Below are 22955 nucleotides of genomic sequence, written 5' to 3' on the forward strand. Positions count from 1 at the left end.
ATGTATGGCGCGCCGGAGCAACCCGGTGCCGGCGTTGCCGCGCCGGCGGGGTATGGCGCCATCCACGGCGGCATTGGCGCCGGCACGGGCAACCCGCAAGCGGCCCCCTACCCCGGCGGCGGCCACGCGATCGGCGCCGACGTGGTCGATGTCGACGTGCCGCAACTGGACCCGGCCGAGGCCGCGGCCCGCTCGTATCGCGTCGCGCAGCAGCCGATGCCGGGCCAGCAGGCGGCGGACACGGTCCATGAGCGCTCGCGGCTCAACCCGATCCTGACCTTCGACAATTTCGTCACCGGCAAGGCGAACCAGCTCGCGCGCGCGGCGGCGATCCAGGTCGCCAACAATCCGGGCAAGTCGTACAACCCGCTGTACCTGTATGGCGGCGTCGGCCTCGGCAAGACCCACCTGATCCACGCGATCGGCAACTTCATGCTGATGGAGAACCCGCGCGCGCGGATCCGCTATATCCACGCCGAGCAGTACGTGTCGGATGTGGTCAAGGCGTATCAGCGCAAGGCGTTCGACGAGTTCAAGCGCTACTACCACTCGCTCGATCTGTTGCTGATCGACGACATTCAGTTCTTCTCGGGCAAGAACCGCACGCAGGAAGAATTCTTCTATGCGTTCGAGGCGCTGATCGCCAATCGCGCCCAGGTCATCATCACCAGCGATACCTATCCGAAGGAAATCACCGGCATCGACGACCGGCTGATCTCGCGCTTCGACTCCGGCCTGACCGTTGCCATCGAGCCGCCCGAGCTGGAGATGCGCGTCGCGATCCTGATGAAGAAGGCCGCCGCGGAGAACGTTTCGGTGCCCGAGGAAGTGGCCTTCTTCGTCGCCAAGCACCTGCGCTCGAACGTCCGCGAGCTGGAAGGCGCGCTGCGCAAGATCCTGGCGTTCTCTAACTTCCACGGCAAGGACATCACGATCGAGGTCACGCGCGAAGCGCTGAAGGACCTGCTGACCGTACAGAACCGGCAGATTTCGGTAGAAAACATTCAGAAAACCTGCGCCGACTTCTACAACATCAAGGTCGCCGATATGTATTCCAAAAAGCGGCCTGCCAATATCGCGCGGCCGCGGCAGATCGCGATGTATCTGGCCAAGGAATTGACGCAGAAGAGCCTGCCCGAGATCGGCGAGTTGTTCGGCGGACGCGACCACACCACCGTGCTGCACGCCGTACGCAAGATCGCCGACGAGCGCAGCAAGGACGCCCAGCTCAATCACGAACTGCACGTTCTGGAACAGACCCTGAAGGGTTGAAAACCCGGCGCCGGGGATTTTGCGGGACGGGCCCGGCGGGCTGGCATACTGTGGTCTGCGCGCCGCGCGTTGCCGGGGGGCCAACGAAAGGCCGGCGGGGACCCGCAAACCCGCGCGGGACAAGGGTTTCCGGGCCGCCGCCACATATTGGGGGATCGTGGCTTTTCATGCACAATATGCAGACGAGCCACACATCGTCCGGCTTTGCCGAGCCGCCCGTTTCGAGGTAAAATGCGACATTAACTCCTTGATTCCTAAGTGATTTTGGAGTTGTCCAGAACACCCGGCGGACGCTGACTATAAACGACGAAGGACATATTCAATGCAATTGGTCAAAACCTCGCGAGACAATCTGCTGCGTCCGCTGCAAATCGTGAGCGGCATCGTGGAGCGCCGCCACACCCTCCCGATCCTGGCCAACCTGCTGATCCGCAAGTCCGGCGCCAACGTCTCCTTCCTGTCCACCGATATCGAAATCCAGATCACCACGCACGCCGAATGCGGCGTCGGCAGCGACGACGTGGCCACCACCGTGGCCGCGCGCAAGCTGCTCGACATCCTGCGGGCGATGCCGGACGGCGATGTCGCGCTGTCGCTGTCGGACAAGCGGATGACGGTGCAATCGGGCAAGAGCCGTTTCGCGCTGCAGACGCTGGCCGCCGAGGAATTCCCGACGGTCGCCGAGGCCACCGAATTCAACGCCAGCGTCACCCTGCCGCAGAAGACCTTCAAGCATCTGCTGGCGATGGTGCATTTCGCGATGGCCCAGCAGGACATCCGCTACTACCTGAACGGCATGCTGCTGGTAGTCGACGGCAAGAAGCTGATGGCGGTCGCCACCGACGGCCACCGCCTCGCCTACTGCGCGGTCGAGCTCGAACAGGAAGCCGCGGGCGCCGGCGCCCGCCAGGAAGTCATCATCCCGCGCAAGACCATCCTGGAACTGCAACGCCTGCTCGAGGACAACGACGATCCGGTGCAGGTGCAACTGGCCGCGAACCAGATCAAGTTCACCTTCGCCAACGTCGAGCTGATCTCGAAGCTGGTCGAAGGCAAGTTCCCCGATTTCCAGCGCGTGATTCCGAAGGGCTACAAGAACGCCTTCGCGATTGATCGCATCAAGCTGCAGCAGGCGCTGCAACGCACCGCGATCCTGACCACCGACAAGTTCAAGGGCGTGCGCTGCATTCTCGATACGCACACCCTGAAAATCAGCTCGACCAACGCCGACCAGGAAGAGGCGCAGGAAGAGCTCGAACTCGACTATTCGGGCGATGCGCTCGATATCGGCTTCAACGTGACCTATCTGCTCGACGTGCTGGGCAACCTCAAGAGCGAGCAGGTCCAGGTCAGCCTCGGCGACTCGAATTCGAGCGCGCTGATCACCGTGCCGGAAGACGACAACTTCAAGTACGTCGTCATGCCGATGCGCATCTGATGTTCCGGTAAAGGATCGCAAGATACGCAGAATCCGGAGCATCGAACGGCAGGCTACGGCGCTCGCAACGGGCAAACAACCGGCGCGACCGACCCGCAGTAGCAGGGGCAGGATCATGGCGATCCGCCCCTTTGCCGTTTTTATGTAACCGCCATGCGGAGGGCCGATGGCCGCGTCGTGACCCGGCGCGCCGCGCTCCCCGCATTTGCCGTGAGTAGGAAAACATGACCCAACAGCAGAACCCGCAACAGGAAAACAGCTACGGCGCCTCCTCGATCCAGATCCTGGAAGGCCTGGAGGCGGTACGCAAGCGGCCGGGCATGTATATCGGCGACACCTCGGATGGCACCGGCCTACATCACCTCGTGTTCGAGGTGCTGGACAACTCCATCGACGAGGCGCTGGCCGGCTACTGCACGGAAATCCAGGTCACGATCCACACCGACAACTCGATCTCGATCATCGACAACGGCCGTGGCATTCCGCACGGCATCAAGTTCGACGACAAGCACGAGCCCCGGCGCAGCGCCGCGGAAATCGCGATGACCGAGCTGCACGCCGGCGGCAAGTTCAACCAGAACAGCTACAAGGTCTCGGGCGGCCTGCACGGCGTCGGCGTGTCCTGCGTCAACGCGCTGTCCAAATGGCTGCGCCTGACGGTGCGCCGCGACGGCCAGGCGCATTTCATCGAGTTCGCCCAGGGCGCGGTGCAGAACCGCATCCTGGAGACGGTCAACGGCCCGGACGGACAGCCGGTCGAAGTCTCGCCGATGAAGGTGCTCGGTCCGACCGACAAGCGCGGTACCGAAGTCCACTTCCTCGCCGACGAGGAAATCTTCACGAACGTCGAATTCCATTACGAGATCCTGTCCAAGCGCATCCGCGAACTGTCGTTCCTCAATAACGGCGTGCATATTCGCCTGACCGACCAGCGCACCGGCAAGGAAGAGGATTTCGCCTTCTCCGGCGGCGTCAAGGGTTTCGTCGAATACATCAATCGCGCCAAGTCGGTGCTGCATCCGAATATCTTCTACGCCAATGCGGAGAAGGAAGGCATTACCGTCGAAGTGGCGATGCAGTGGAATGACGGCTTCAACGAGCAGGTGCTCTGCTTCACCAACAATATTCCACAGCGCGATGGCGGTACCCACCTGACCGGCCTGCGCGCGGCGATGACGCGCGTCATCAACAAGTACATCGAAGAAAACGAGATCGCCAAGAAGGCCAAGGTCGAGACCACCGGCGACGACATGCGCGAGGGCCTGTCCTGCGTGCTGTCGGTCAAGGTGCCCGAGCCCAAGTTCAGCTCGCAGACCAAGGACAAGCTGGTGTCGTCGGAAGTGCGGCTGCCGGTCGAGGAACTGGTATCGAAGGCGCTGGGCGACTTCCTGCTGGAAACGCCGAACGACGCCAAGATCATCTGCGGCAAGATCGTCGACGCCGCCCGCGCGCGTGAAGCCGCGCGCAAGGCCCGTGAAATGACGCGCCGCAAGGGCGCGTTCGACGGCATGGGCCTGCCCGGCAAGCTCGCCGACTGCCAGGAACGCGATCCGGCGCTGTCCGAACTGTTCCTGGTCGAGGGCGACTCCGCAGGCGGCTCCGCCAAGCAGGGCCGCGACCGCAAGTTCCAGGCGATCCTGCCGCTCAAGGGCAAGATCCTGAACGTCGAGCGCGCGCGCTTCGACAAGATGCTGTCGAGCCAGGAAGTGCTGACGCTGATCACCGCGCTGGGCACCGGCATCGGCAAGGACGACTACAACCTCGAGAAGCTGCGTTACCACCGCATCATCATCATGACCGATGCGGACGTCGACGGCTCGCACATCCGCACGCTGCTGCTGACGTTCTTCTACCGGCAGATGCCCGACATCATCGAGCGCGGCTATGTCTATATCGCGCAGCCCCCGCTGTACAAGGTCAAGCACGGCAAGGACGAGCGCTATATCAAGGACGACAACGAGCTGAACGCGTACATGCTGCGCCTGGCGATGGAGAAGGCCAGCCTGCTGCGCCCCGACGGCAGCGAGATCGCCGGCGACGCGCTGACCGAACTGGCGCGCCAGTACCAGCTCGCCGAGGCGGTGATCGGCCGCCTGTCGCGCGTGGTCGACAGCGACGCGCTGCGCGCGATCGCCGACGGCGTCGAACTGAACCTCGACTCGGCCGAAGCCGCCGAAGCCTCGGCCCGCGCGCTGAAGGCCAAGCTGTCGGAAATGCATGCCAAGCGCCTGAATGGCGCCGCGGTCAATGACGATGGCACCGCCGACGTCTACGCGCAGTTCGACGAGAAGAACGAGAAGCACCGCCTGATGGTGGCCCGCCGCCATCACGGCAACGTGCGGCTGTCGCACATCGATTCCGACTTCGTCCACGGCGCCGACTACGCCGCGCTGGCACTCGCCGCCAAGACCTTCCAGGGCCTGATCCCGGTCGGCACCAAGGTCCGCCGTGGCGAGGGCGAAAAGCTGCGCGAGCAGACCGTCAACGACTTCCACGGCGCGATGCAGTGGCTGCTGTCGGAAGCCGAACGCGGCGTGTCCCGTCAGCGCTACAAGGGTCTGGGCGAGATGAACCCTGAGCAGCTGTTCGAAACGACGCTGGATGTCACGCAGCGCCGCCTGCTGAAGGTGCAGATCGAGGACGCGATCGCCGCCGACCAGATCTTCACGACGCTGATGGGCGACGAGGTCGAGCCGCGCCGCAACTTCATCGAGTCGAATGCACTGGTGGCGCGCAATATCGATGTTTGATCGCGCGGCGCCGTAGCACGGCAGCCCGCTCCAACGAGGCGAGACGCCCGACCGCTCTGCGGCCGGGCGTTTTTTATGCTCGTTCGATCAATTCAAGACACCACCCGATACGTCGACTGCACCAGCCCCGAAGGAAAGCTGCGGCTTGATACCAGCGCAAGATCGATGTCGTGCGGCAGTTCGCCAAACAACGGCCTTCCCGCGCCGATCAGCACCGGCACCGTGGTGATCACCATGTCCGCGATCAGGCCCTCGCGCAGGAACGACTGCACCAGCTGACCGCCGTCGACATAGACCCGGCGCACGTTCTCGCGCGCCAGTGCCGCCATCGCTTCCTTCGGCGTTTGATCGGCGAAGCGGACCTTGCCCTTCAGCGCCTCGGGCACCGGCGTACCGGCCAGCTGTTTCGACAGCACCAGCACCGGCCGGTCGTAGGGCCACGGGTCGAAGGTCTGCACCTTTTCATAGCTGCCGCGTCCCATCACGATCCAATCCTTGTCCGCGATGAAATCCGTATAGCCATGGTCCTCGCTCGGATCGTCGCGCTGCAGAAGCCAGTCGATGTCCCCATCGCGGCGCGCGATAAAGCCATCGAGGCTGGTGGCGATGAAGACGTGTGCGGTGATCATTGAATTGCCTCCATGTGTCGGGACTGTATTGTCCGAGAAGTCCGTTCGCCAAGGTGCCGCGCCCGCGCTTCCCGTACCAGCGCCTGCGGCGGCCTGCCGAGCGAGCGCAGGAAGGCGCGCCGCATCCGCTCTTCATCGCCGAATCCCGTTTGCGATGCGACTCTCCCGATCGACGTTTCGCCTGCCTCGATCAGCGCATGGGCCGCCTCGAGCCGGAGCTTCTCGATCGCCTTGGCGGGCGACATGCCCGTCTGCGCCTGGAATGCCCGGCTGAAATGCCGCTTGCTCCAGTGCACGTGCTCGGCCAGCTGTTCGACAGATAGCGGCTCGTGCAGATGCTCCCGCGCGAAGTCGAGGGCAAGCCGGACGCGGTCCGACTTCGGTTCGAGCGCGGACAGCGTGGAGAACTGCGACTGCCCGCCCGTGCGGCGGTAGTGGACCACCATCATCCGCGAGATCGATTTGGCCAGCGCATCGCCGAGGTCGGCCATCACCAGGGCCAACGCCAGATCGATGCAGGCCGTCATGCCCGCCGAGGTCCAGACCGGTCCGTCGTTGACGAAGATCTTGTCCTCATCCACCTGTACCGCGGGAAAGCGCTGCTGCAGCTCGCGCGCGAGGGCCCAGTGCGTCGTCGCCCGGCGTCCGTCGAGCAGGCCCGCTTCGGCCACGATGAAGGCTCCGGTGCAGATGCTGGCGATGCGCCTGGCGCGCGGCGCCGCTCGCCGCAACTGCGCGATCAGTGCGGGCTCGGTGGGCGCCTGCGTCGTGGTGCCGGCAACCAGCAAGGTGTCGTAGCGCCGCCTGCCAATCGCTTGCGTCTCGATCTTGACGCGCGACGATCCGGCCACCATGCCGCCGTCTGCGGATACCACCGCAATCTCGTAGCGCGGTTGCGGCGACAGCTCGTTCGCCAGCTCGAAGACCGTCAGCGCCGCCATGTCGAGGATCTGGAAGCCGGGATAGACGACCAGGGCAATGCGTGCGCTCATGATGTCCGCTTTGGAGGGTTCTGCCGATTCGATGCCGGCAATTGTAGCGGCCGGCCCGCCTTCCGTCGGTCCTTCGCCAATGTCCCCGATGTCCCTTATCGTGGGTTTTTCGTCATTTGAGCCACCACGGGCTTCGCCCACAATGGCTCCTGACGGCATCGCACTCGACACGCCGACGGCACCGCAAGCTCACGGGAATCCAGCGCGAGCCTGCTGCTCATCCATGACGAAACAGGACCTCGTATGCAACTCACCGACAACACGATCTTCATCACCGGCGGTACCTCGGGCATCGGCCGCGGCCTCGCCGAGGCGTTTCACAGGCTCGGCAACCAGGTCATCATCGGCGGCCGCCGCAAGCCTCTTCTCGACGAGGTGACCCAGGCAAACCCGGGCATGGCCGCGATCGAGCTCGATATCGCCGACGCCGGCAGTGTCGCGAAGGCGGCAGCCGAACTGACCGCGCGCTTTCCGAGACTCAACGTGCTGATCAACAATGCCGGCATCATGCCCTTCGACCAGGCCGACGCGGCGATCGACGAAGCGACGATGCAGGCCACCGTGACCACCAACCTGCTCGGCCCGATCCGCATGACCTCGGCGCTGATCGAACACCTGAAGCGCCAGCCGCGCTCGGTGGTGATCCACAACACGTCGGTGCTGGCCTATGTGCCGCTCGCCAACACCGCGGTCTACTCGGCCACCAAGGCGGCGCTGCATTCGTACGCGCTGTCGCAGCGTTTCATGTTGCGCCACACCTCGGTACGCGTGCAGGAAATCGCCCCGCCCTGGGTCAACACCGACCTGATCCACAAGAGCGACGACCCGCGCGCGATGCCGCTGGACGCCTTCATCGAACAGACCATGGCAGCGCTGGCCACCGATGCCGAGGAAGTGCTGGTCGAAGCGGCACGCCCGTTGCGCGACAACCCCGGCGCGGGCGAGCATGCCTTCGTCAATGGCTTCAACGAGAGCATCGCGGCCACGCCGATTCCCGTGGGTTGAGGTCGCGTGCCAGTTCGACGGCCGGGCTCCCCGGCCGTTCGACTATGGCGAAAACCGCTCCACCGCGTCGACGTTGGACGAATTCGCCCCGCCAATGGCCAACACGGTCCCATCGGAAAGCACCGTCGCCACCGGGGCGCGGCGCGCCACCGACATCGACGCCGCCACGGTCCAGACGTTGGTGTCCGGGTTATAGATCTCCGCGCTCGCCAGCGTCCCCGTGTTCGATCCACCGGCCACCAGGACGCGGCCATCAGGCAGGAGTGCCATCGCAGGCAGTGTCCGCGCCGCATTCATGACGCTCGATGTCCAGGTCGAGGCAACAGGGTCGTAAAGCCAGCCCGTGTTACCCATGCCGGTCACGAGCACCTTGCCGTTGCCCAGTAACTCGGATTGCGCGACGTTACTGCCCCCGCCCGGGTACGGCACCGGCGTGATCGTCCCACTATCGTCCACCGGATACAGCTCGGCGGTCACGTTGAAACCCATCGTGCCAATGCCACCGACCAGCAGGATTGCGGCGCCCCCGGGGAGCAGCGTCGCGGCATGCTGACCGCGGGGAGAGCCCAGGGCCGTCGTCATCGGCGTCCAGGCGTTGGTAGCCGGATCGTACCGCTCGGCCGTCGAACTGCGGCCGCTAGCGAGGTTGCCGCCGATGACCAGAACCTTGCCGTCAGGCAGCAGCGTTGCCGTGTGCCTGGAGCGGGCCTCCGACATGCTGCCGGTTGCCTGCCAGGTACCGGTGGCAGGATCGTAGACCTCCGCGGTAGCGCTGCCGCCTCCGGCAACCAAGACCTTGCCGTCATTGAGACGAGTCGCCGTGGCTTCGACCCGGGAAGTCGCCATGCTTGCCGTGGCCGCCCAGGCGTTCGTGGCCGGATCGTAGAGAAAAGCAGACGCGCTCGGTGCCGATGCCAGATAACCGCCTGCCACCAGAACCTTGCCGCTGTTCAACGTGGTCCCCGTCATGTAATGCATCGGACCGGGCAGCGAGGCGACCTGCGCCCAGCTGCCGCGTCCGGTCACCGCAATGCGGACCTGGGCCGACGTACTGCCTGCCTTGTTCGTAGCGGTAACCGTGTAGACCTTCTGCAGTTGAATCGCCGTGGGCGTTCCCGCGATCACGCCGGTCTGGATGTTCAGGCTCAGGCCTGCGGGCAGCGCGGGGCTCACCGAAAAGCTGGCCGCGGCGCCGCCGGTCACGACCGGTGTGTTCGGAACGATCGCTTCGCCCGCGACGTACAGCACGGAAGGCTGGACGTAGGTCAGCCCAGTGGGCGCCACCACCGCGGCTTCCACCGCGATGCGCAGCGTGGTTGTTGTCTGCCCCGCCGCATTGCTGCCCGTCACGGTATAGGTGGCTTCGGCCGCGGCGACAGTTGGCGTGCCGCTGATCACGCCCGTCTGCGTATCGAATGCGAGGCCGGCCGGCAGCGCCGGCGTAATGGTGTACGCATCGATCGGTCCGCCACCGTTGCCGGGGCCGTTCGCGACAATCGGCTCGCCCACGGTATAGACGACCGCGGACTCGCGGTAAGCCAATTGGCTTGGGGCCACCGCCGCGTTGCGCACTTCAATCTGCACGCGGGTGGTCGCGCTGCCGGCGCCGTTCTCCGCCGTGACGACATGGACCGTCGACGGGACTACCGTCGTGGGCGTCCCCGAAATGACGCCGGTGACCGCATCGAGCAACAGGCCCGCCGGCAATGCCGGTGCGATGCTGTAGCGCTCCACCGCACCCCCGCTCGCGCTGGGACGATTTGGCACGATAGGCTTGGCGAGTTCGTAGACCACCGACGACATGCCGTAACTGAGGCCTGCCGGCGCCTGCAGCGTCGGGGTTGGCGAGGGCGTCTGCTTGTCGTCGTCGTCATCGCCGCCGCACGCGGATAGCAGTGACAGCAAGCACAGGCACATCAGCAGCAACAGCCATTGGCCCGGCCGCTGCAGTTGGAGCCGCGGGCGAATTGCGGCATGGCGAAAGAGTGTTGTCATTTTTCCCGGTTCCAGTTCCGTTGATTTACGGCGCGCTCCCGAATGGCAACGGTATTACCTTGCATGCCGATACGCAGCCGTTGCGGCAATCGCATTCGATACGGGTCGAAATGCAAAAACAACCCGGCAAATTGGCGATGGTTCGGGAATCGGCGAAATATACACCAGGTAATGCACGGGGTGATTAACGCCAAATGCCGCTGAATTTCCCATGGTTTGGCGAAGGATCTTTTTCCAGCGGCGCCAAATGAATTGTGGTGGAAGAGATGGAAAATCCAGTCCGCCGGCGCTATCAGGCGGCTGGCGCGTCGAGCAGGAATTCGCCAATCGCCAAAGACGTCGCTCCGCGCTTCGGCGGCCAATCGGTGAAATGGCCGCCCAGCGGCGCCCACCACGGCGCGGCATCGGCCAGCACCGGGCCGTAGTCCACCGCATCCGATTCCACCACGCCGCGCCGCGGATTCGACAGTACCCATCGCATCCCGGCCACCAGGCTGGATGCGACCTGCAGGCTGGTCGCCGAGTTGTACGGCGCCAGCGAGCGCGCCCGCTCGATGCTCAAGTGCGACCCGTACCAGATGCCACCGTGCCGGCCGCTGAGCAGCAGCACGCCGAGCTCGTCCTCCCCGCCGACGATCTCGTCGCGCAGGATGCGTTCGCCGCGTACGCGCGGTGCGGCGCGCTCGTCGAGCCATTGCATCGAGGCCAGCGTGGCGTCTGTCGGGCGATAGGCGTAGTAGACGGTGGGACGATACGGCGGCAGGCCGGCAGGATCGTCGGCATCGTCGGTCAGATAGGCGGCGATCGAGATCGACTCGTTGTGGGTGATCAGGTAGGCGTCGAACGGTCCGTGCGACGGCGACCATGAACGCACCCGTGTCCGATGTCCGGGCCGATGGATCGCGATCGCGGCACCGCAACCATCGCTATGGCGGTAGCCGCCGGGAGGCAGCGCCGGTTCGTGCGTGCCCCAGCCGAGTTCGGCATCCTGCAGGCATTCGGTGATGAAGCCCTCGGCGGACCAGGTGTTGGCGAACTCGCCTTCGCGCGGGAAGCCGGGCGCTTGCTGGCTGTCGTATTCGCTGATCTGGATCACGCGTAGATCGAGGCGGCGTGCCAGCGCCGCCCAGTCCCCGCGATGCTGCGGCCCGGCCTGCTGGAGGCCGGCATGGCGGGCCAGCTCGATCAACGCGGCCTTGGCCAGCACCGAGACCATGCCCGGATTGGCGCCATGCGCGACCAGCGCCGTGGGCATCGTCTCGCGGCCGCGAGCGAACGCCAGCATTTGTTCGCGAAGCGCGTAGTTGCTCAGTTGCGGGGCGTTCGCATCGCCGGCATAGTCCCAGGGCTCGATGCCGGCATCGATATAGAAGGCACCGTGGGACTGGGCCAGGGCGATCAGATCGCGGCTGCAGACGGACGGCGCCACGCCAAGCAGAAAGGTCCCGTCACGCAACAGCGGAGCAAGGACCGACGCGAACGTGTCCGCGGTGATGCCAGCCTCCACCGCCTGCAGGCCGTGCGCCGCCACGAGATGACGACGGCAATCGTCGAACGAGCGATCCACTACGGTGATGGCGGCCCGTGGCCAGGTTCGCTGCAGCAGTGGCAGCACGGCCTGGCCGATACAGCCAAAGCCGACGATGACGATGTGGTCGATCACGTTGACCCCTTCTGTCCGGCAACGGCGATGCGGCCCGGTTCGCGTGTTGAACGGCGCGCCACAGCGGAGTGCCGCAGGCCATGGTATCCCCACGTGCCGCCCGCTGCCAACGGGTCTTCGCCGGCGCTGCATCGAGCGCCATTCCGACGGGTTATGCCCATATTCCCGGCACATCATTGTTGTCCTGCCGCAGCCCACGCAAGATAAGCCGCCGAGCGGTATCGCGCCGCTCGCACCATGCACACACGGCGGCGCTGCCACCTCACCGCGCCGCATCAGAAGAACGGAGACAGCATGCCAACCCGATCGCCAACGCTCGCGACCGCCATTCGACGCCATTGGCCTTGCTTTGCCGTCGCGCTGATCGTGGCGTCGCCAGCCGCATCCCAGGTGCGGGACGATCGCCCGACTTCCCCGGTTGCCGAGCATGAAGTCATGCAGGGCTTCCCGCCCTCTGCGGAGCGGCAGCTCAGCCGCGGCAGCGGTCTGCGCCCGCCGTATATGCGCTGGGCGTTTCGGCATGCGCGAGAAATGTCGGCGACCGCCGGCATTCGCCATGCCGATCGACCGCTGGCGCTGGATGGCCAGCCCGGCGCCGAGCTGGACGGCGCCACGTTCACGGTGGGGGACAAGACCATCTCGCTTGCCGACTACCTGCGCGTCACGCATACCGACGGCTTTATCGTTCTGCACCAGGGCAGGATCGTCTACGAGCGCTACCTTGCCGGCTTCGGTCCGTACCAGCCGCACATCTGGGCGTCGATGACGAAATCGGTGACGGGGCTGCTTGCGGCCATGCTGATCGAACAGGGCAAGCTCGATCCGCAGGCCCGGCTCGCGCAGTACGTACCGGAGCTCGCCGGCAATCCGTTCGGCGAGGCGACGGTGCAGCAGAACCTCGACATGGAAGTGCCGGTCGGCTACCCCGAAGGGCTGCCGCCGGACCTGGGGCTGTTCGGCGCGGTCGGCATCGTGCCGCGCAAGCCCGATGCGCCCGATACCATCTACGACTTCCTCAAGGTCGTGCATGCGACTGGCCGTCCCGACAGCAGTGCGGATGGCGGCGTCTGGTACTACCAGAACGGTTCGCCGGAAGCGGTGGCATGGGCGCTGCGCCGGATTACCGGCAAGAGCTGGTCGCAGCTGGTCAGCGAGATGATCTGGTCGCGCTTTGCCGACGACGATGCCTATGTGCAGGTCGACCGCCTGACTACGGAAATGGCCAGCGGCGGCATGAACTCGACGCTGCGCGACGCCGCCCGCTTTGCCGAGGCGGTACGCCGCGCGGCGGCGGGCGATGGATCGGCTGGCATTTCACCGGCGGCAGTCCGGATTGCGCTGAAGCCGGCCACCAATCAGGCGCGCTTCGCACGCGGCAACATTACGCCCGGCCGCGACGGGTATGGCTATCGCCACTACTGGTTCCAGCGCAACGACGGCGACGGCAGCGTCGAGGCCAGCGGTCGTTTTGGGCAGAAGATCTATATCAATCCGGCCAAAGGGCTGACTGTGGTGAAGTTTTCTGCCAGCCCGGATGGCGCGGCGCGCGCGACCAGCGCCGCGGGCCTGCGCAAGCGGGACGATCCGGCACGCGTGCTCGAGTCATCCGAAGCCATGGTCGCGGCGGCACTGGCGATCCATCGCGCGGTCGGTCGGTAGATCGGTGGCGGCCACCCTCGCAACGCCGACGGCTTAGCGAACCGGCGCCGGTTCCGCGGCGCCCCTCAGTATTTTTGCGACGGCCGCGAACTCCTCGTTGCCGTATCCCGCCTCTTCCGCGTCGCGCAGCAGCCGGGCGATCAGTGAGGGCAGTTCGCTCCGCAGCCCCTTCTGCCGCATCGCCTGCTCGATGCGGCCGGTGGCATCGATCGAGATCGACAGCGGGCTTTGCGACACGGCGTAATCGCCGTTGTCGATGACATTGCCCTCATGACGCAGGAATGCGCCGAACGAGGGCGACATCGCTTCGACAATGCCGCCGTACACGCCGACATCCAGCCCTTCGGCCTGCGCCAGCGCGGCGCCCTGAAAGAAGCCCATCGACGCGCCATAGACGTACGACAGCGTCGCCAGGTCCATGGTGGCCGCGGCGGCCACGTCCTCGCCGAGATAGACCACATTGCCGCCCAGCACGGCGAGCAGTTCGCGCGCCAGCGCATGGTCCTCGCCGCTGCCCGACACCAGCACGGTGGTGTCCGGCTGTCCCATTTGCTCGGGGGCGACCTGAAGCGCGCCGTCGAGATAGCCGGCGCCGATCCGGGCGGCCAACTCGGCCATGTCGCGTGCGTCCTGCGGGCTGCCGGTGGTCAATTGCAGCAGCAGCTTGCCCTTGAGTGCAGACTTCACCGCGACGTCCGACAGGATGTCATGGGTCGCGCGATAGTCGTGCACGCAGATGACGACAGCCTCGGCGTCGGCCATCGCCGCCGCGGCGGTGGCGGCGACGATGGCGCCACGGCTCGCCAGTGGTTCGGCTTTCGATCGCGTGCGGTTCCACACGCGCACCTGCATGCCTGCCTCGATGAACAGCCGGGCCAGCGTCGTCCCCATTTGTCCGAGACCGATTACTGCTACCGTTTTCATGTTTGCTCCCGCAGATGACAAGGTGCAGCCAGTATGGGAATGTACGGTTTATATGGTCAAGTACGCACCAAAATGACAGGTACTATCCTTCTGGTAAGTAACAGCGATTCGCCGCGGCAAGGAACATCGAATCCATGAAACGCAGCCAACCCTATAACTGCGGCGTCGGGCCCGCCTTCGAAGTGATCGGCGGCAAGTGGAAGGCGCTGATCCTGTATGAGCTGCATGCCAAACCGTTGCGGACCGGCGAACTTCGCCGGCTGCTCGATGGCATCACCGAGAAGATGCTGATCCAGCAATTACGCGAGATGGAGGCAGATGGCATCGTGCGCCGCGAGGTGTTTCACGAGGTGCCGCCGCGTGTGGAATACTCGCTGACGCCGGCCGGTCGGGAATTGAATCGCGCCCTGGGGCCGGTGGCCGAGTGGGGGCAGAAATACGCGGCGGCCAGATCAGGAAATAGCGGAAAATCATCGTGACCATCAGGACGCCATCCAACTCGGAATTCGGGGCCATGACCGATGTGTGGGAAGCTTCAGTGCGGGCGACCCATCATTTCCTCACCGACGCCGATATCGATGAATTGCGGCCGCTCGTTCTCAACGAATATCTTGCATTGGTCGATTCAAGGGTATGCAGCGGCGACAACGGCGAAATACAGGGCTTTGTCGGCGTTACACACGGAAAGATCGAGATGCTGTTCGTCGCGCCCCAGTGGCAAGGGCACGGCATCGGCAAGGCGCTGCTGCAATACGCCGTGACGAGAATGGGAGCCACGCTGGTGGACGTCAACGAGCAGAATCCAGCCGCGACCGGTTTCTATCGGCGAATGGGTTTCAGCGTCTTCGACCGGTCGCCGCTCGATGGACAGGGCCGGCCGTTCCCGCTACTCCATATGCGGCTGGCAACGCCAGCGCAACGGTAGCGACCCGCTCGCCGAAGCGGAAACGCTCTGACCGAAAAAGAGGACGCGATGGCCGGACAACGCGAATGGACCGGGGCCGAGATGGTCCAGCAATTGCGCACGCTTGGTATCGCGCCGGGCGCGGCGCTGCTGGTCCATTGTTCGTTTCGTCATGTCCGGCCGGTCGAAGGCGGACCGCCAGGCCTGATCGAAGCACTGCGCGCCGCGATCGGCTCCACTGGCACGCTGGTGATGCCTTCCTGGACCGAGGACGACGATGTCCCGTTCGATCCGGCGACGACACCGGCCTCGCGAGACCTCGGCATCGTCGCCGACACCTTCTGGCGCCAGCCGGGTGTCATCCGCAGCGAGCATCCGTTCGCCTTCGCAGCGGCGGGACCACAGGCGCGCCGAATCACCGCGGATGCCTTGCCGTTGCCGCCCCACATCGCAGCCAGTCCGGCCGGCCGTGTGCACGAGCTCGATGGACAGGTGCTGCTGCTCGGCGTGGGCCACGACGCCAACACCACGATTCATCTGGCCGAACTGATGGGCGGCGTGCCTTACGGCGTGCCGCATCACTGCACGGTGCTGCGGGACGGCAAGGCCGTCCGGATCGACTATCTCGAGAACGATCACTGCTGCGAGCGCTTCGATCTGGCGGATGGATGGCTCAAGGAAAAAGGCCTTCAGCGTGAAGGCCCCGTCGGCAATGCCAGCGCCCGCCTGATGCGGGCGCGGGACGTCGTCGATATCGTGCTACAGCAATTGGCTCGCGATCCGCTGGTCTTCCTGCATCCGCCCGAGACCGGCTGCGAGGAATGCGACGCCGCACGGCGATCGATCAGGACAGCGTAGCGCGCCTGTGCGTTCAGCCTCCAATGCCGAGCAGTTCCACCTCGAAGTTCAGCGTCGCATTCGGCGGAATCGTCCCCGGCACGCCGCGCGATCCATACGCGGTGCTGCCCGGGCAAACCAGCTTGGCCTTGCCGCCGACCTGCATCTTCTGCACGCCCTCGGTCCAGCACGGGATCACGCGATTGAGCGGGAACGAGATCGGCTGTCCGCGCTTGTACGAGCTGTCGAACTCGGTGCCGTCGGTCAGCGTGCCGCGGTAGTGCACCTTGACGGTATCGGTAGCCTTGGGCGATGCGCCGTTGCCCTTGGTCAGGTGCTGGATCGAGACGCCCGACGGCAGGGTCTGGGCCGGTTCGGCGGCATGGGCGGAAAGGGCCAGCGCGCCGATGGAAACCAGCGAAGCAAGGGAAGCGAGCAGCGGAAGTCGGGTCATTGCGGTCATCCGTCGAGTCAAGGAAAGGCACAAGGATAAACCGATTGAAGACCGGGACGGTCTGCAGCGCCCGTGCCGCGCCTCACCGCAAGCAACGCCAGCGACCACCGACAGACCGCCCGCCTTCACCCGCTCCCCCCGAAACCGCTGATCAAAGCGCCCGCAGCCGCTCGCGCAACTGGTACTTCATCACCTTGCCCGTCGGCGTGCGCGGCATCGCTTCGACGACGCGGACCTGTCGCGGCACCTTGTACTTCGCCAGCCGCTCGGCACAGAAGGCCTGGATGTCCTCGACGTCGACGCTGGCATCGGCCCTGGCCACCACCACGGCCGCCACGCTCTCGCCCCACTCGGGATGCGGCATGCCGACCACCGCCACTTCCGAGATCGCCGGATGGCCGGCCAGCACGTCTTCCACCTCCTTGGAATAGACGTTCTCGCCGCCGGTGACGATCATGTCCTTGACGCGGTCGACGATGAACAGATAGCCGTCCTCGTCGATCCGCACCAGGTCGCCGGTGCGATACCAGCCCTCGTGAAACGCCGCGGCAGTCGCGGCGGGATCGCGGTAGTAGCCCAGCATCATCGACTGGCAACGCATCCAGATTTCGCCAACCTCGCCGGGACCGGCTTCGTGCCGATCGTCGCGCATCACCTTGACGGTGCAGCCGCTGACCGCATGGCGACCGATCGAACCGGCCTTGACCACCTGCTCCTCGGGCAGCAGTGCGGTTCCGGTGGGACCGGTCTCGGTCATGCCGAACACCTGATAGAAGCGCTCGCAGCGGTAGCGTTCGGCCAGCATGCGCGCGGTGCCCGAATCGATCGGACCGCCACCGTACAGCCACGCGCGCACGCTCGACAGATCGTAACTGGCAAAATCCGGCGCCATCTTCATCGCCATCAGGTAGGCGATCGGCGCGCCGAAGAACAGCGTGCAGCGTTCCTGCTGCACGGTCTCGAGAAACCTCACGGGGTGATATTCCGGCAGCAGCACCGCGGTGGCGCCGACAAACAGGCTGCCGACCAGCAGATTGTTCAGGGGGAAGCTGTGCCAGATCGGCATTGCCAGCAGCACGCGATCGGACGGCCCAAGGCCGTAGACCAGGCTCGAGCCGGTGCCGGCGAGAATCACGTTCGCATGCGAGTGCATGCAGCCCTTGGGCTTGCCGGTCGTGCCGGAGGTGTACAGCAGCTCGGCCAGATCGTCGTCGTCGACATCGACCGGCCGATAGTCATGCTGCTCTCCCTCCGGGGCGATCGGCGGGAGTCCCGCCTGCTCGTTGCCGACGGCGGACAACGCAAACGCCGGCGGCGCGCCATCGAGCTGGCGATGCAGGTCCGCGTCGACCAGCCACAGCCGGCTTTCGCTGTGCGCGAGGATATAGGCGGTCTCGGGCGCGGCGAGCTTGTGATTGACCGGTACGGCGACGCCACCGATATCGAGGATCGCATAGTAGGCGATCACCCATGCGGCCGAATTGCGTCCCTGCAGCGCGACCTTGTCGCCCTTGCCGATGCCTTGCGCCTGCAGCCACGCGGCGGTGTGTTTGACGCGACGCCGCAGCTCCTCGTAGCGGATACGCTGCGCGCCATCGACGATGGCGATATCCGAGCTGCGCTGCCGGGCGACGCTGTCGAGCGCCTCATTGATCGTCCACATGGTGTCTCCTCCTTGGCCGGTTTTTTGGTTGGCCGTTTGCCTATCGTCGTCTACTGCATGCCTTGCCACTTCCTCCCCGGTGATTCCATTCGGCCCGACGCCATCACGCGTGCGGACGCGCGCTTCCCATCGCCAGCGCATCGGCTGCGGCGGCGATGTCGATGCCGGCGGCCGTCGAGGCCATCATCGGTACCATCGCCGGCACCAGTCCATCGGCGCAGAACAGCTCGGCTGCGGCGAGCCCCGACGCATCGCGCTTGACGCGCAGACGCCATTGCGCCGCCTCGGCCAGCAGCACGGCCTGGTAGGTGCGCGCCATGCCCCATGCCAGGCGCCTGCCTTGCTCTTCGTCCGGGGCGTTGATCATCGGAATCAGCGTGTCGAGCGCGTTCTCGATCCGCTGGCGCAGACCGCGCGTCGCGTCGAGCGACAGCCCGCGCAGCCGCCGCACCACGTCCTCGATCCAGGCCTCGCCATGTTCGGAAGCGCGCAGCGCGCGCAACACGTCGTGCGCCAGTACAGAAGTCGTGCCTTCCCAGATGCAATGCACATGCAGGTTGCGGAAGAGCCGCGGCAGACCGGTGTCCTCGATGTAGCCGGCGCCGCCGAAGCTCTCGAGCAGCTCGCTGCCGGCCCAGACCGCCTGGCGCGCGCAGGCCAGCTTGGTCAGCGGCGCCATCAGGCGCGACAGCGTGCCGTCGGCGCCGTGTTCGGCCGCACCGATCAGCGCCGCGGTCTGGAAATTGAGCGCAAGCATCGCCTCGTACTCGGCGGCGATGCGCGCCAGCCACGCGCGATGCATCGGCTGCTGCGCCAGCGGCTTGCCGAAGACTTCGCGCTTGCCTGCATAGTCGCGAGCGAGATCCAGCAGGTGGCCGACACCGGCCGGGCCGCCCCACGAGGCCCACAGCCGCGCGATATTGAGCAGGCCCGCCATCTTGCCGACGCCCTGCCCGATCTCGCCGACCGGTACCGCGATGGCGTCCTTCAGGTCCAGCTCGGCGGTCGGCAGCGCGCGCGTGCCCAGCTTGTCCTTCAGCCGCCGGACCTCGATACCGTTCCAGCTGCCGTCCGGACGGCGCAACTCGATCAGGAACAGCGACAGGCCACGGCTGCCGGGCTGCGCGCCCTCGGGCCGCGCCAGCGCCAGCGCCATCTGCCCGGTGGTGGCGGACGTGAACCACTTGGTGCCGTTCAGCAACCACGTGCCGTCGCTCGATCGGCGCGCCGTGGTCGAACTGCGGCCCACGTCCGAGCCGCCCTCCTTCTCCGTCATCCATTGTCCCGACGTCCACCCGTTGTGCCGGGCGGTCAGCTTCGGCACATAGCGCTGCGCCAGCTTCGGATCGTGCTGCAGCAGCAACCGCGCGGCGCCGTCGGTCATCACCAGCGGGCAGTCGGCCACCGCGCAGGCGGGGTCGTACAGATTGACCAGCCCGGCCTGCACCACGCGCGAATGTTCCCCGTAGGGCGTTTCGTAGGGCAGCGCCACCAGGCCTTCCTCCTGGCCGATCTGCACCAGCCGCAGCCAGGCCGGATCGACACGCAGTTCGTCGACACGCCGGCCCCAGGGGTCGTAGGGCACATGCTGCGGCGGATTGCGTTCGGCCTGATCGGCAAGCGGCAGCAGTTCGGCGACCGCGCGCTCGCCGAGGCGGTCGAGCGAGGGGCTGGCCTCGGCGAACACCTCCGCCGGGAGCAGCCGCTCGAGCGTCAGCCGCAGCGTCGGATCGGTACGAAAGCGATTGCCGGGTTTCGGCGCGGCCTGATGGAAGTCACTCATTGCCGTCTTCTCCTTGACGGGTTGGCAGCGCTCGGCTGCGGTCCAAGGGATTGCACGCAGAACGCGACCAGGCTGGCCACCAGATCGGCGTCCTCTTCGTCCGGATGCGGCGCGCTGAGCGGTCCAACCAGCGTTTCGGCGATGGCGCCGACGATCGCGGTGCCGACCAGATGGGGGTGCTGCGGCGCAATCTCGCCCGCCTCGATGCCCTGCTGGACCAGCCTGGCGAAGATTGCCCGATAGGGTTCGCGAAACTGCATCCGCGCCACATCGATCGGCGGATCGACCGGCTCGGCCAGCAGCGCCCAGGCCAGCTGGCGCCCGCGCAGCGCTCGCCGCGCGAACGTCTCGACCACCCGGGCCAGCCGCTCGCGCACGGTGCCGTCGGTGTCGAACGCGGCGGCGCAGGCGTCGATCTCGGTCTGCGCCGCGCGCTTGAACACCTCGTTGAACAGATCGGCCTTGGTGGCGAAGTAGCGGTAGATCAGGCCGGCCGAGATCTCGACTTCGGCGGCGATCGCGGGAATGTTGGCGGCGGCGTAGCCGCCACGTGCCACGAGCTTGAGCGCGGCCTTGATGATCCGCTCGCGGGTTTCCGCCAGGCGAGCTTCGACTTTGGGGGTTCGACGGTAGGGCATGAAAGAAGTATCTATGCTTTCATTTCTTCGTGCAAGGTTGAGTTTCCGGTTGTAGACTCGGAAAAAATTCGACGGAAAGGAGACGCGCAATGGATCGGCTGCCACTTCGCCCCTATGCGTTCGGTTGGTTCCAGGTCGAGTACGGCGATGCGCTCAAGCGCGGCGATGTGCGTCCGGTGCGGGCCTTCGGGCAGGAATTCGTGCTGTGGCGCGATCACGATGGCACGGCACACCTGATGGACGCCTACTGCCGCCACCTCGGCGCGCATCTCGGCCATGGGGGTCGCGTCGTCGGCAACGAGATCCAGTGCCCGTTCCACGGCTGGCGCTACGACGGACAGGGCGAATGCACGCGCATTCCGTACAGCCCGGACGCCTCGCTGCAATCGCGCGGCATGCGCCGCTGGCCGACCGTCGAATGCAATGGCCTGATCCTGGCCTGGTGGCATCCGCAGGACCGGCCGCCGAGCTACGAATTCCCGCGGCTGCCGGAATACGGCCACGGCGAATGGTCGCGCTATCACCGCCATGCCTGGCAGGTGCAAACCGTCTGGCAGGAGATCCAGGAGAACATCGTCGACAGCACGCATTTCCACTATCTGCACGGGGTGGAGAGCCTGGCGGTGGTCGACCGCTTCGAGCCGCGCGGACCGGTGCTGGACGTCAATATCGTCCACCAGTTCAAGACGCCGCGCGGCGTGCAGCGAGGCTACATCCAGACCACGCTGTATGGGCCTTATCTGGCCACGGTGCGCTTTCGGATCGGCGATCTGGCCGAGATCCTGTTCGTCGACGCGATCACGCCGCGCGAGGCCAACGAGGTGGAATTGCGCTTCAGCCTGATGGCCCGGCTGGCGGGGATCGAGGCGCCGGACATGAGCCTGGAGCTGGTCAACGAGGCGATCCGGCAGGTCAGCCAGGACGTGCCGATCTGGAACCACAAGGCGCACCGCCCTCGTCCCAGCCTCGCGCGCGGCGATGGGCCGGTAATGAAATTCCGCGAGTGGGCGCGCCAGTTTGCCGTCGAAACCATGCCGATCCGGGAGGTGGCCTGTGGCGTCGCAGAATAATCAGGACCCGCACTGCGTATTCGCCTACGTCGGCAACAGCATCCTGCCGTCGACGCTGGCCCGCGGGCCGTGGAGCCCCGATGCACAGCACGGCGGCGCACCGGCCGGGCTGCTGGCCGCGATCGCCGAACGGGCGATGGCCGGCGAGCCGGGATGGTCGATGGTGCGGCTGACGCTGGAATTGCTGCGGCCGGTACCGATCGCACCGCTGCAGGTCACGCACGAGATCCAGCCGGGCGGCTCGGTGCGGCGCGTGGCCTTGAGCCTGATGCATCAGGACAAGCCGGTCGTGCGCGGCGTCGCGGTGTTCATGCGCGAGCGGGCGGTGGACCTGCTTCCCCCCGCTGGCGCGTGCCCGCTGCCGCTGCCGGACCAATGCAGCGAACCGATCCGCATTCCGGGCATGGCCGAGCAGACCTCGTTTCACTACACGGCGATGGAGAGCCGCGTCGCGGCCGGCAGCGTCGCCGAGCCCGGCCCCGCGGCCGCGTGGTTCCGCCTGGCGGTGCCGCTGATCGACGGCTGGCCCACGCCGGCGAGCGCCCGCGCGGTCGCGGCCGCCGACTTCGGCAACGGCATCAGCTGGGCGCTGCCGCTCGATCGCTTCGTGTTCGCGAACGCGGACCTGACGGTCTCGCTGCACCGCCAGCCGCGCGGCGAATGGGTCGGCGTGGACGCCGTCACGGTGGCCCAGCCCAGCGGCATCGGGCTGACTGCCTCGACGCTGTACGACGAGGCCGGTGCGATCGGCGTGGCGCAACAGAGCCTGGTGATCAAGGCGCGATAGAAGGTCGTCGGTGAAGCGCCAGCGCTACACTGAGCGCTTCTCCACGACCGATGCGCGCCCATGCAGATACGCACCTTCCGCGAGTCCGATGAAACCGACGTGGTATCCCTGTGGAAGCACTGTGGGCTGACGCGTCCCTGGAACGATCCGCACCGCGACATCGCGCGCAAGCTCGCCGAACAGCCGGAGCTGTTCCTCGTCGGCGAGGTCGACCGCAGACTGATGGCCACCGCCATGGTCGGCTATGACGGCCATCGCGGCTGGATCTATTACCTCGCCGTCCATGGCGATTTCCAGGGGCGCGGCCATGGCCGTCAGTTGATGGCCGAGGCCGAAAGACTGCTGCGCGAACGCGGCTGTCCGAAATTGAACTTGCTGGTCCGCACGGACAACGAAGGCGTGCTCGCCTTCTATCGCGAACTGGGCTATACCATCGATGCCACCGTCAGCCTCGGCAAGCGGCTGATCCCGGACAACTGAGCCCGGATCGCT

General features: G+C 65.9%; 20 protein-coding genes. 11 read left to right on the top strand and 9 right to left on the bottom strand.

Annotation, left to right across the window (positions count from 1 at the left end):
* From dnaA to gyrB, 3 genes are all read left to right on the top strand, one after another.
* A partial coding sequence (gene dnaA, locus B551_RS14920; protein ID WP_023264425.1) for a chromosomal replication initiator protein DnaA occupies window positions 1-1272 on the top strand: 1272 nt, incomplete at its 5' end.
* A gap of 322 nt (window positions 1273-1594) precedes the next feature.
* Window positions 1595-2710 carry a DNA polymerase III subunit beta gene (gene dnaN / locus B551_RS14925; RefSeq protein ID WP_023264426.1) on the top strand — a complete coding sequence of 372 codons (1116 nt, stop codon included), beginning with the start codon at window positions 1595-1597 and terminating at the stop codon, window positions 2708-2710.
* Between the two features lie 224 nt (window positions 2711-2934).
* Window positions 2935-5460 carry a DNA topoisomerase (ATP-hydrolyzing) subunit B gene (gyrB, locus tag B551_RS14930; RefSeq protein ID WP_006579264.1) on the top strand — a complete coding sequence of 842 codons (2526 nt, stop codon included), beginning with the start codon at window positions 2935-2937 and terminating at the stop codon, window positions 5458-5460.
* A gap of 92 nt (window positions 5461-5552) precedes the next feature.
* Here the strand turns inward: gyrB and B551_RS14935 are convergent, their stop codons facing one another.
* Together B551_RS14935 and B551_RS14940 are read right to left on the bottom strand one after the other, a co-directional pair.
* Entirely contained in the window at window positions 5553-6089 is a 537-nt protein-coding gene (locus B551_RS14935; protein WP_006579265.1) for a dihydrofolate reductase family protein, read from the bottom strand.
* Window positions 6086-7081 carry a GlxA family transcriptional regulator gene (locus B551_RS14940; protein WP_023264427.1) on the bottom strand — a complete coding sequence of 332 codons (996 nt, stop codon included), beginning with the start codon at window positions 7079-7081 and terminating at the stop codon, window positions 6086-6088. Before B551_RS14940 ends, B551_RS14935 begins: the two co-directional genes overlap by 4 nt.
* Before the next feature lie 243 nt (window positions 7082-7324).
* On the opposite strand from B551_RS14940, the gene B551_RS14945 reads away from it, so the two are divergent.
* Window positions 7325-8086 (top strand): SDR family oxidoreductase, encoded by a 762-nt coding sequence (locus B551_RS14945; RefSeq protein ID WP_006576861.1) that lies wholly within the window; start codon window positions 7325-7327, stop codon window positions 8084-8086.
* 42 nt (window positions 8087-8128) lie between these two features.
* On the opposite strand, the gene B551_RS25160 is transcribed toward B551_RS14945, so the two are convergent.
* Both B551_RS25160 and B551_RS14955 read right to left on the bottom strand, forming a co-directional pair.
* Window positions 8129-10081, bottom strand: a complete 1953-nt coding sequence (locus B551_RS25160; protein WP_006576860.1) for a putative Ig domain-containing protein — start codon at window positions 10079-10081, stop codon at window positions 8129-8131.
* A gap of 292 nt (window positions 10082-10373) precedes the next feature.
* Window positions 10374-12173, bottom strand: a complete 1800-nt coding sequence (locus tag B551_RS14955) for a saccharopine dehydrogenase NADP-binding domain-containing protein (protein WP_253281365.1) — start codon at window positions 12171-12173, stop codon at window positions 10374-10376.
* On the opposite strand from B551_RS14955, the gene B551_RS14960 reads away from it, so the two are divergent.
* Complete coding sequence (locus B551_RS14960) at window positions 12135-13403, top strand: serine hydrolase (protein ID WP_253281366.1); 1269 nt, start codon at window positions 12135-12137, stop codon at window positions 13401-13403. The two genes, B551_RS14955 and B551_RS14960, sit on opposite strands and share 39 nt — an antisense overlap.
* Window positions 13404-13436: 33 nt before the next feature.
* On the opposite strand, the gene B551_RS14965 is transcribed toward B551_RS14960, so the two are convergent.
* The gene (locus tag B551_RS14965) at window positions 13437-14327 is read right to left on the bottom strand and encodes an NAD(P)-dependent oxidoreductase (protein WP_023264430.1); all 891 of its coding nucleotides are present in this window, start codon (window positions 14325-14327) and stop codon (window positions 13437-13439) included.
* A gap of 134 nt (window positions 14328-14461) precedes the next feature.
* Between B551_RS14965 and B551_RS14970 the strand changes: the two genes are divergently transcribed.
* Genes B551_RS14970 through aac(3)-IV form a run of 3 tightly spaced genes read left to right on the top strand, consistent with a single transcriptional unit; the run spans window position 14462 to window position 16089 of the window.
* A complete protein-coding gene (locus tag B551_RS14970) occupies window positions 14462-14806 on the top strand; it encodes a helix-turn-helix domain-containing protein (RefSeq protein WP_006576050.1) in 345 nt (114 codons plus the stop codon).
* Window positions 14803-15252 carry a GNAT family N-acetyltransferase gene (locus B551_RS14975; RefSeq protein ID WP_043439960.1) on the top strand — a complete coding sequence of 150 codons (450 nt, stop codon included), beginning with the start codon at window positions 14803-14805 and terminating at the stop codon, window positions 15250-15252. The genes B551_RS14970 and B551_RS14975 overlap by 4 nt, the downstream gene beginning before the upstream one ends.
* Before the next feature lie 48 nt (window positions 15253-15300).
* Window positions 15301-16089 carry an AAC(3)-IV family aminoglycoside N-acetyltransferase gene (aac(3)-IV, locus tag B551_RS14980; protein WP_006576052.1) on the top strand — a complete coding sequence of 263 codons (789 nt, stop codon included), beginning with the start codon at window positions 15301-15303 and terminating at the stop codon, window positions 16087-16089.
* A 13-nt stretch (window positions 16090-16102) separates the two neighbouring features.
* On the opposite strand, the gene B551_RS14985 is transcribed toward aac(3)-IV, so the two are convergent.
* From B551_RS14985 to B551_RS15000, 4 genes are all read right to left on the bottom strand, one after another.
* Entirely contained in the window at window positions 16103-16522 is a 420-nt protein-coding gene (locus tag B551_RS14985; protein WP_006576053.1) for an FKBP-type peptidyl-prolyl cis-trans isomerase, read from the bottom strand.
* Between the two features lie 151 nt (window positions 16523-16673).
* The gene (locus B551_RS14990; protein WP_006576054.1) at window positions 16674-18185 is read right to left on the bottom strand and encodes a class I adenylate-forming enzyme family protein; all 1512 of its coding nucleotides are present in this window, start codon (window positions 18183-18185) and stop codon (window positions 16674-16676) included.
* 103 nt (window positions 18186-18288) lie between these two features.
* The gene (locus B551_RS14995) at window positions 18289-19968 is read right to left on the bottom strand and encodes an acyl-CoA dehydrogenase family protein (RefSeq protein ID WP_006576055.1); all 1680 of its coding nucleotides are present in this window, start codon (window positions 19966-19968) and stop codon (window positions 18289-18291) included.
* Complete coding sequence (locus tag B551_RS15000; RefSeq protein WP_216599697.1) at window positions 19965-20711, bottom strand: TetR/AcrR family transcriptional regulator; 747 nt, start codon at window positions 20709-20711, stop codon at window positions 19965-19967. Before B551_RS15000 ends, B551_RS14995 begins: the two co-directional genes overlap by 4 nt.
* Between B551_RS15000 and B551_RS15005 the strand changes: the two genes are divergently transcribed.
* The 3 genes from B551_RS15005 to B551_RS15015 are packed head-to-tail and all read left to right on the top strand — an operon-like array spanning window position 20696 to window position 22943.
* Window positions 20696-21676 carry a Rieske 2Fe-2S domain-containing protein gene (locus tag B551_RS15005; RefSeq protein ID WP_006576057.1) on the top strand — a complete coding sequence of 327 codons (981 nt, stop codon included), beginning with the start codon at window positions 20696-20698 and terminating at the stop codon, window positions 21674-21676. The genes B551_RS15000 and B551_RS15005 overlap by 16 nt on opposite strands.
* Window positions 21660-22463: a thioesterase family protein gene (locus B551_RS15010; protein ID WP_023264433.1), complete on the top strand. Its 804-nt coding sequence runs from the start codon at window positions 21660-21662 to the stop codon at window positions 22461-22463. Before B551_RS15005 ends, B551_RS15010 begins: the two co-directional genes overlap by 17 nt.
* A 60-nt stretch (window positions 22464-22523) precedes the next feature.
* Entirely contained in the window at window positions 22524-22943 is a 420-nt protein-coding gene (locus B551_RS15015) for a GNAT family acetyltransferase (protein ID WP_006578076.1), read from the top strand.
* The last annotated feature ends 12 nt before the right edge of the window (window positions 22944-22955 follow it).

The organism is Cupriavidus sp. HPC(L), assembly GCF_000307735.3.
Lineage (GTDB): Bacteria > Pseudomonadota > Gammaproteobacteria > Burkholderiales > Burkholderiaceae > Cupriavidus.

What these genes read in the sequence shown, in the direction of transcription:
- dnaN (WP_023264426.1), top strand. Translation starts at nt 1,595, where the DNA reads ATGCAATTGGTCAAAACCTCGCGAGACAATCTGCTGCGTCCGCTGCAA.
- gyrB (WP_006579264.1), top strand. Translation starts at nt 2,935, where the DNA reads ATGACCCAACAGCAGAACCCGCAACAGGAAAACAGCTACGGCGCCTCC.
- B551_RS14935 (WP_006579265.1), bottom strand. Translation starts at nt 6,089, where the DNA reads ATGATCACCGCACACGTCTTCATCGCCACCAGCCTCGATGGCTTTATC.
- B551_RS14940 (WP_023264427.1), bottom strand. Translation starts at nt 7,081, where the DNA reads ATGAGCGCACGCATTGCCCTGGTCGTCTATCCCGGCTTCCAGATCCTC.
- B551_RS14945 (WP_006576861.1), top strand. Translation starts at nt 7,325, where the DNA reads ATGCAACTCACCGACAACACGATCTTCATCACCGGCGGTACCTCGGGC.
- B551_RS25160 (WP_006576860.1), bottom strand. Translation starts at nt 10,081, where the DNA reads ATGACAACACTCTTTCGCCATGCCGCAATTCGCCCGCGGCTCCAACTG.
- B551_RS14955 (WP_253281365.1), bottom strand. Translation starts at nt 12,173, where the DNA reads ATGCTCGGCAACCGGGGAAGTCGGGCGATCGTCCCGCACCTGGGATGC.
- B551_RS14965 (WP_023264430.1), bottom strand. Translation starts at nt 14,327, where the DNA reads ATGAAAACGGTAGCAGTAATCGGTCTCGGACAAATGGGGACGACGCTG.
- B551_RS14970 (WP_006576050.1), top strand. Translation starts at nt 14,462, where the DNA reads ATGAAACGCAGCCAACCCTATAACTGCGGCGTCGGGCCCGCCTTCGAA.
- B551_RS14985 (WP_006576053.1), bottom strand. Translation starts at nt 16,522, where the DNA reads ATGACCCGACTTCCGCTGCTCGCTTCCCTTGCTTCGCTGGTTTCCATC.
- B551_RS14990 (WP_006576054.1), bottom strand. Translation starts at nt 18,185, where the DNA reads ATGTGGACGATCAATGAGGCGCTCGACAGCGTCGCCCGGCAGCGCAGC.
- B551_RS14995 (WP_006576055.1), bottom strand. Translation starts at nt 19,968, where the DNA reads ATGAGTGACTTCCATCAGGCCGCGCCGAAACCCGGCAATCGCTTTCGT.
- B551_RS15005 (WP_006576057.1), top strand. Translation starts at nt 20,696, where the DNA reads ATGGATCGGCTGCCACTTCGCCCCTATGCGTTCGGTTGGTTCCAGGTC.
- B551_RS15015 (WP_006578076.1), top strand. Translation starts at nt 22,524, where the DNA reads ATGCAGATACGCACCTTCCGCGAGTCCGATGAAACCGACGTGGTATCC.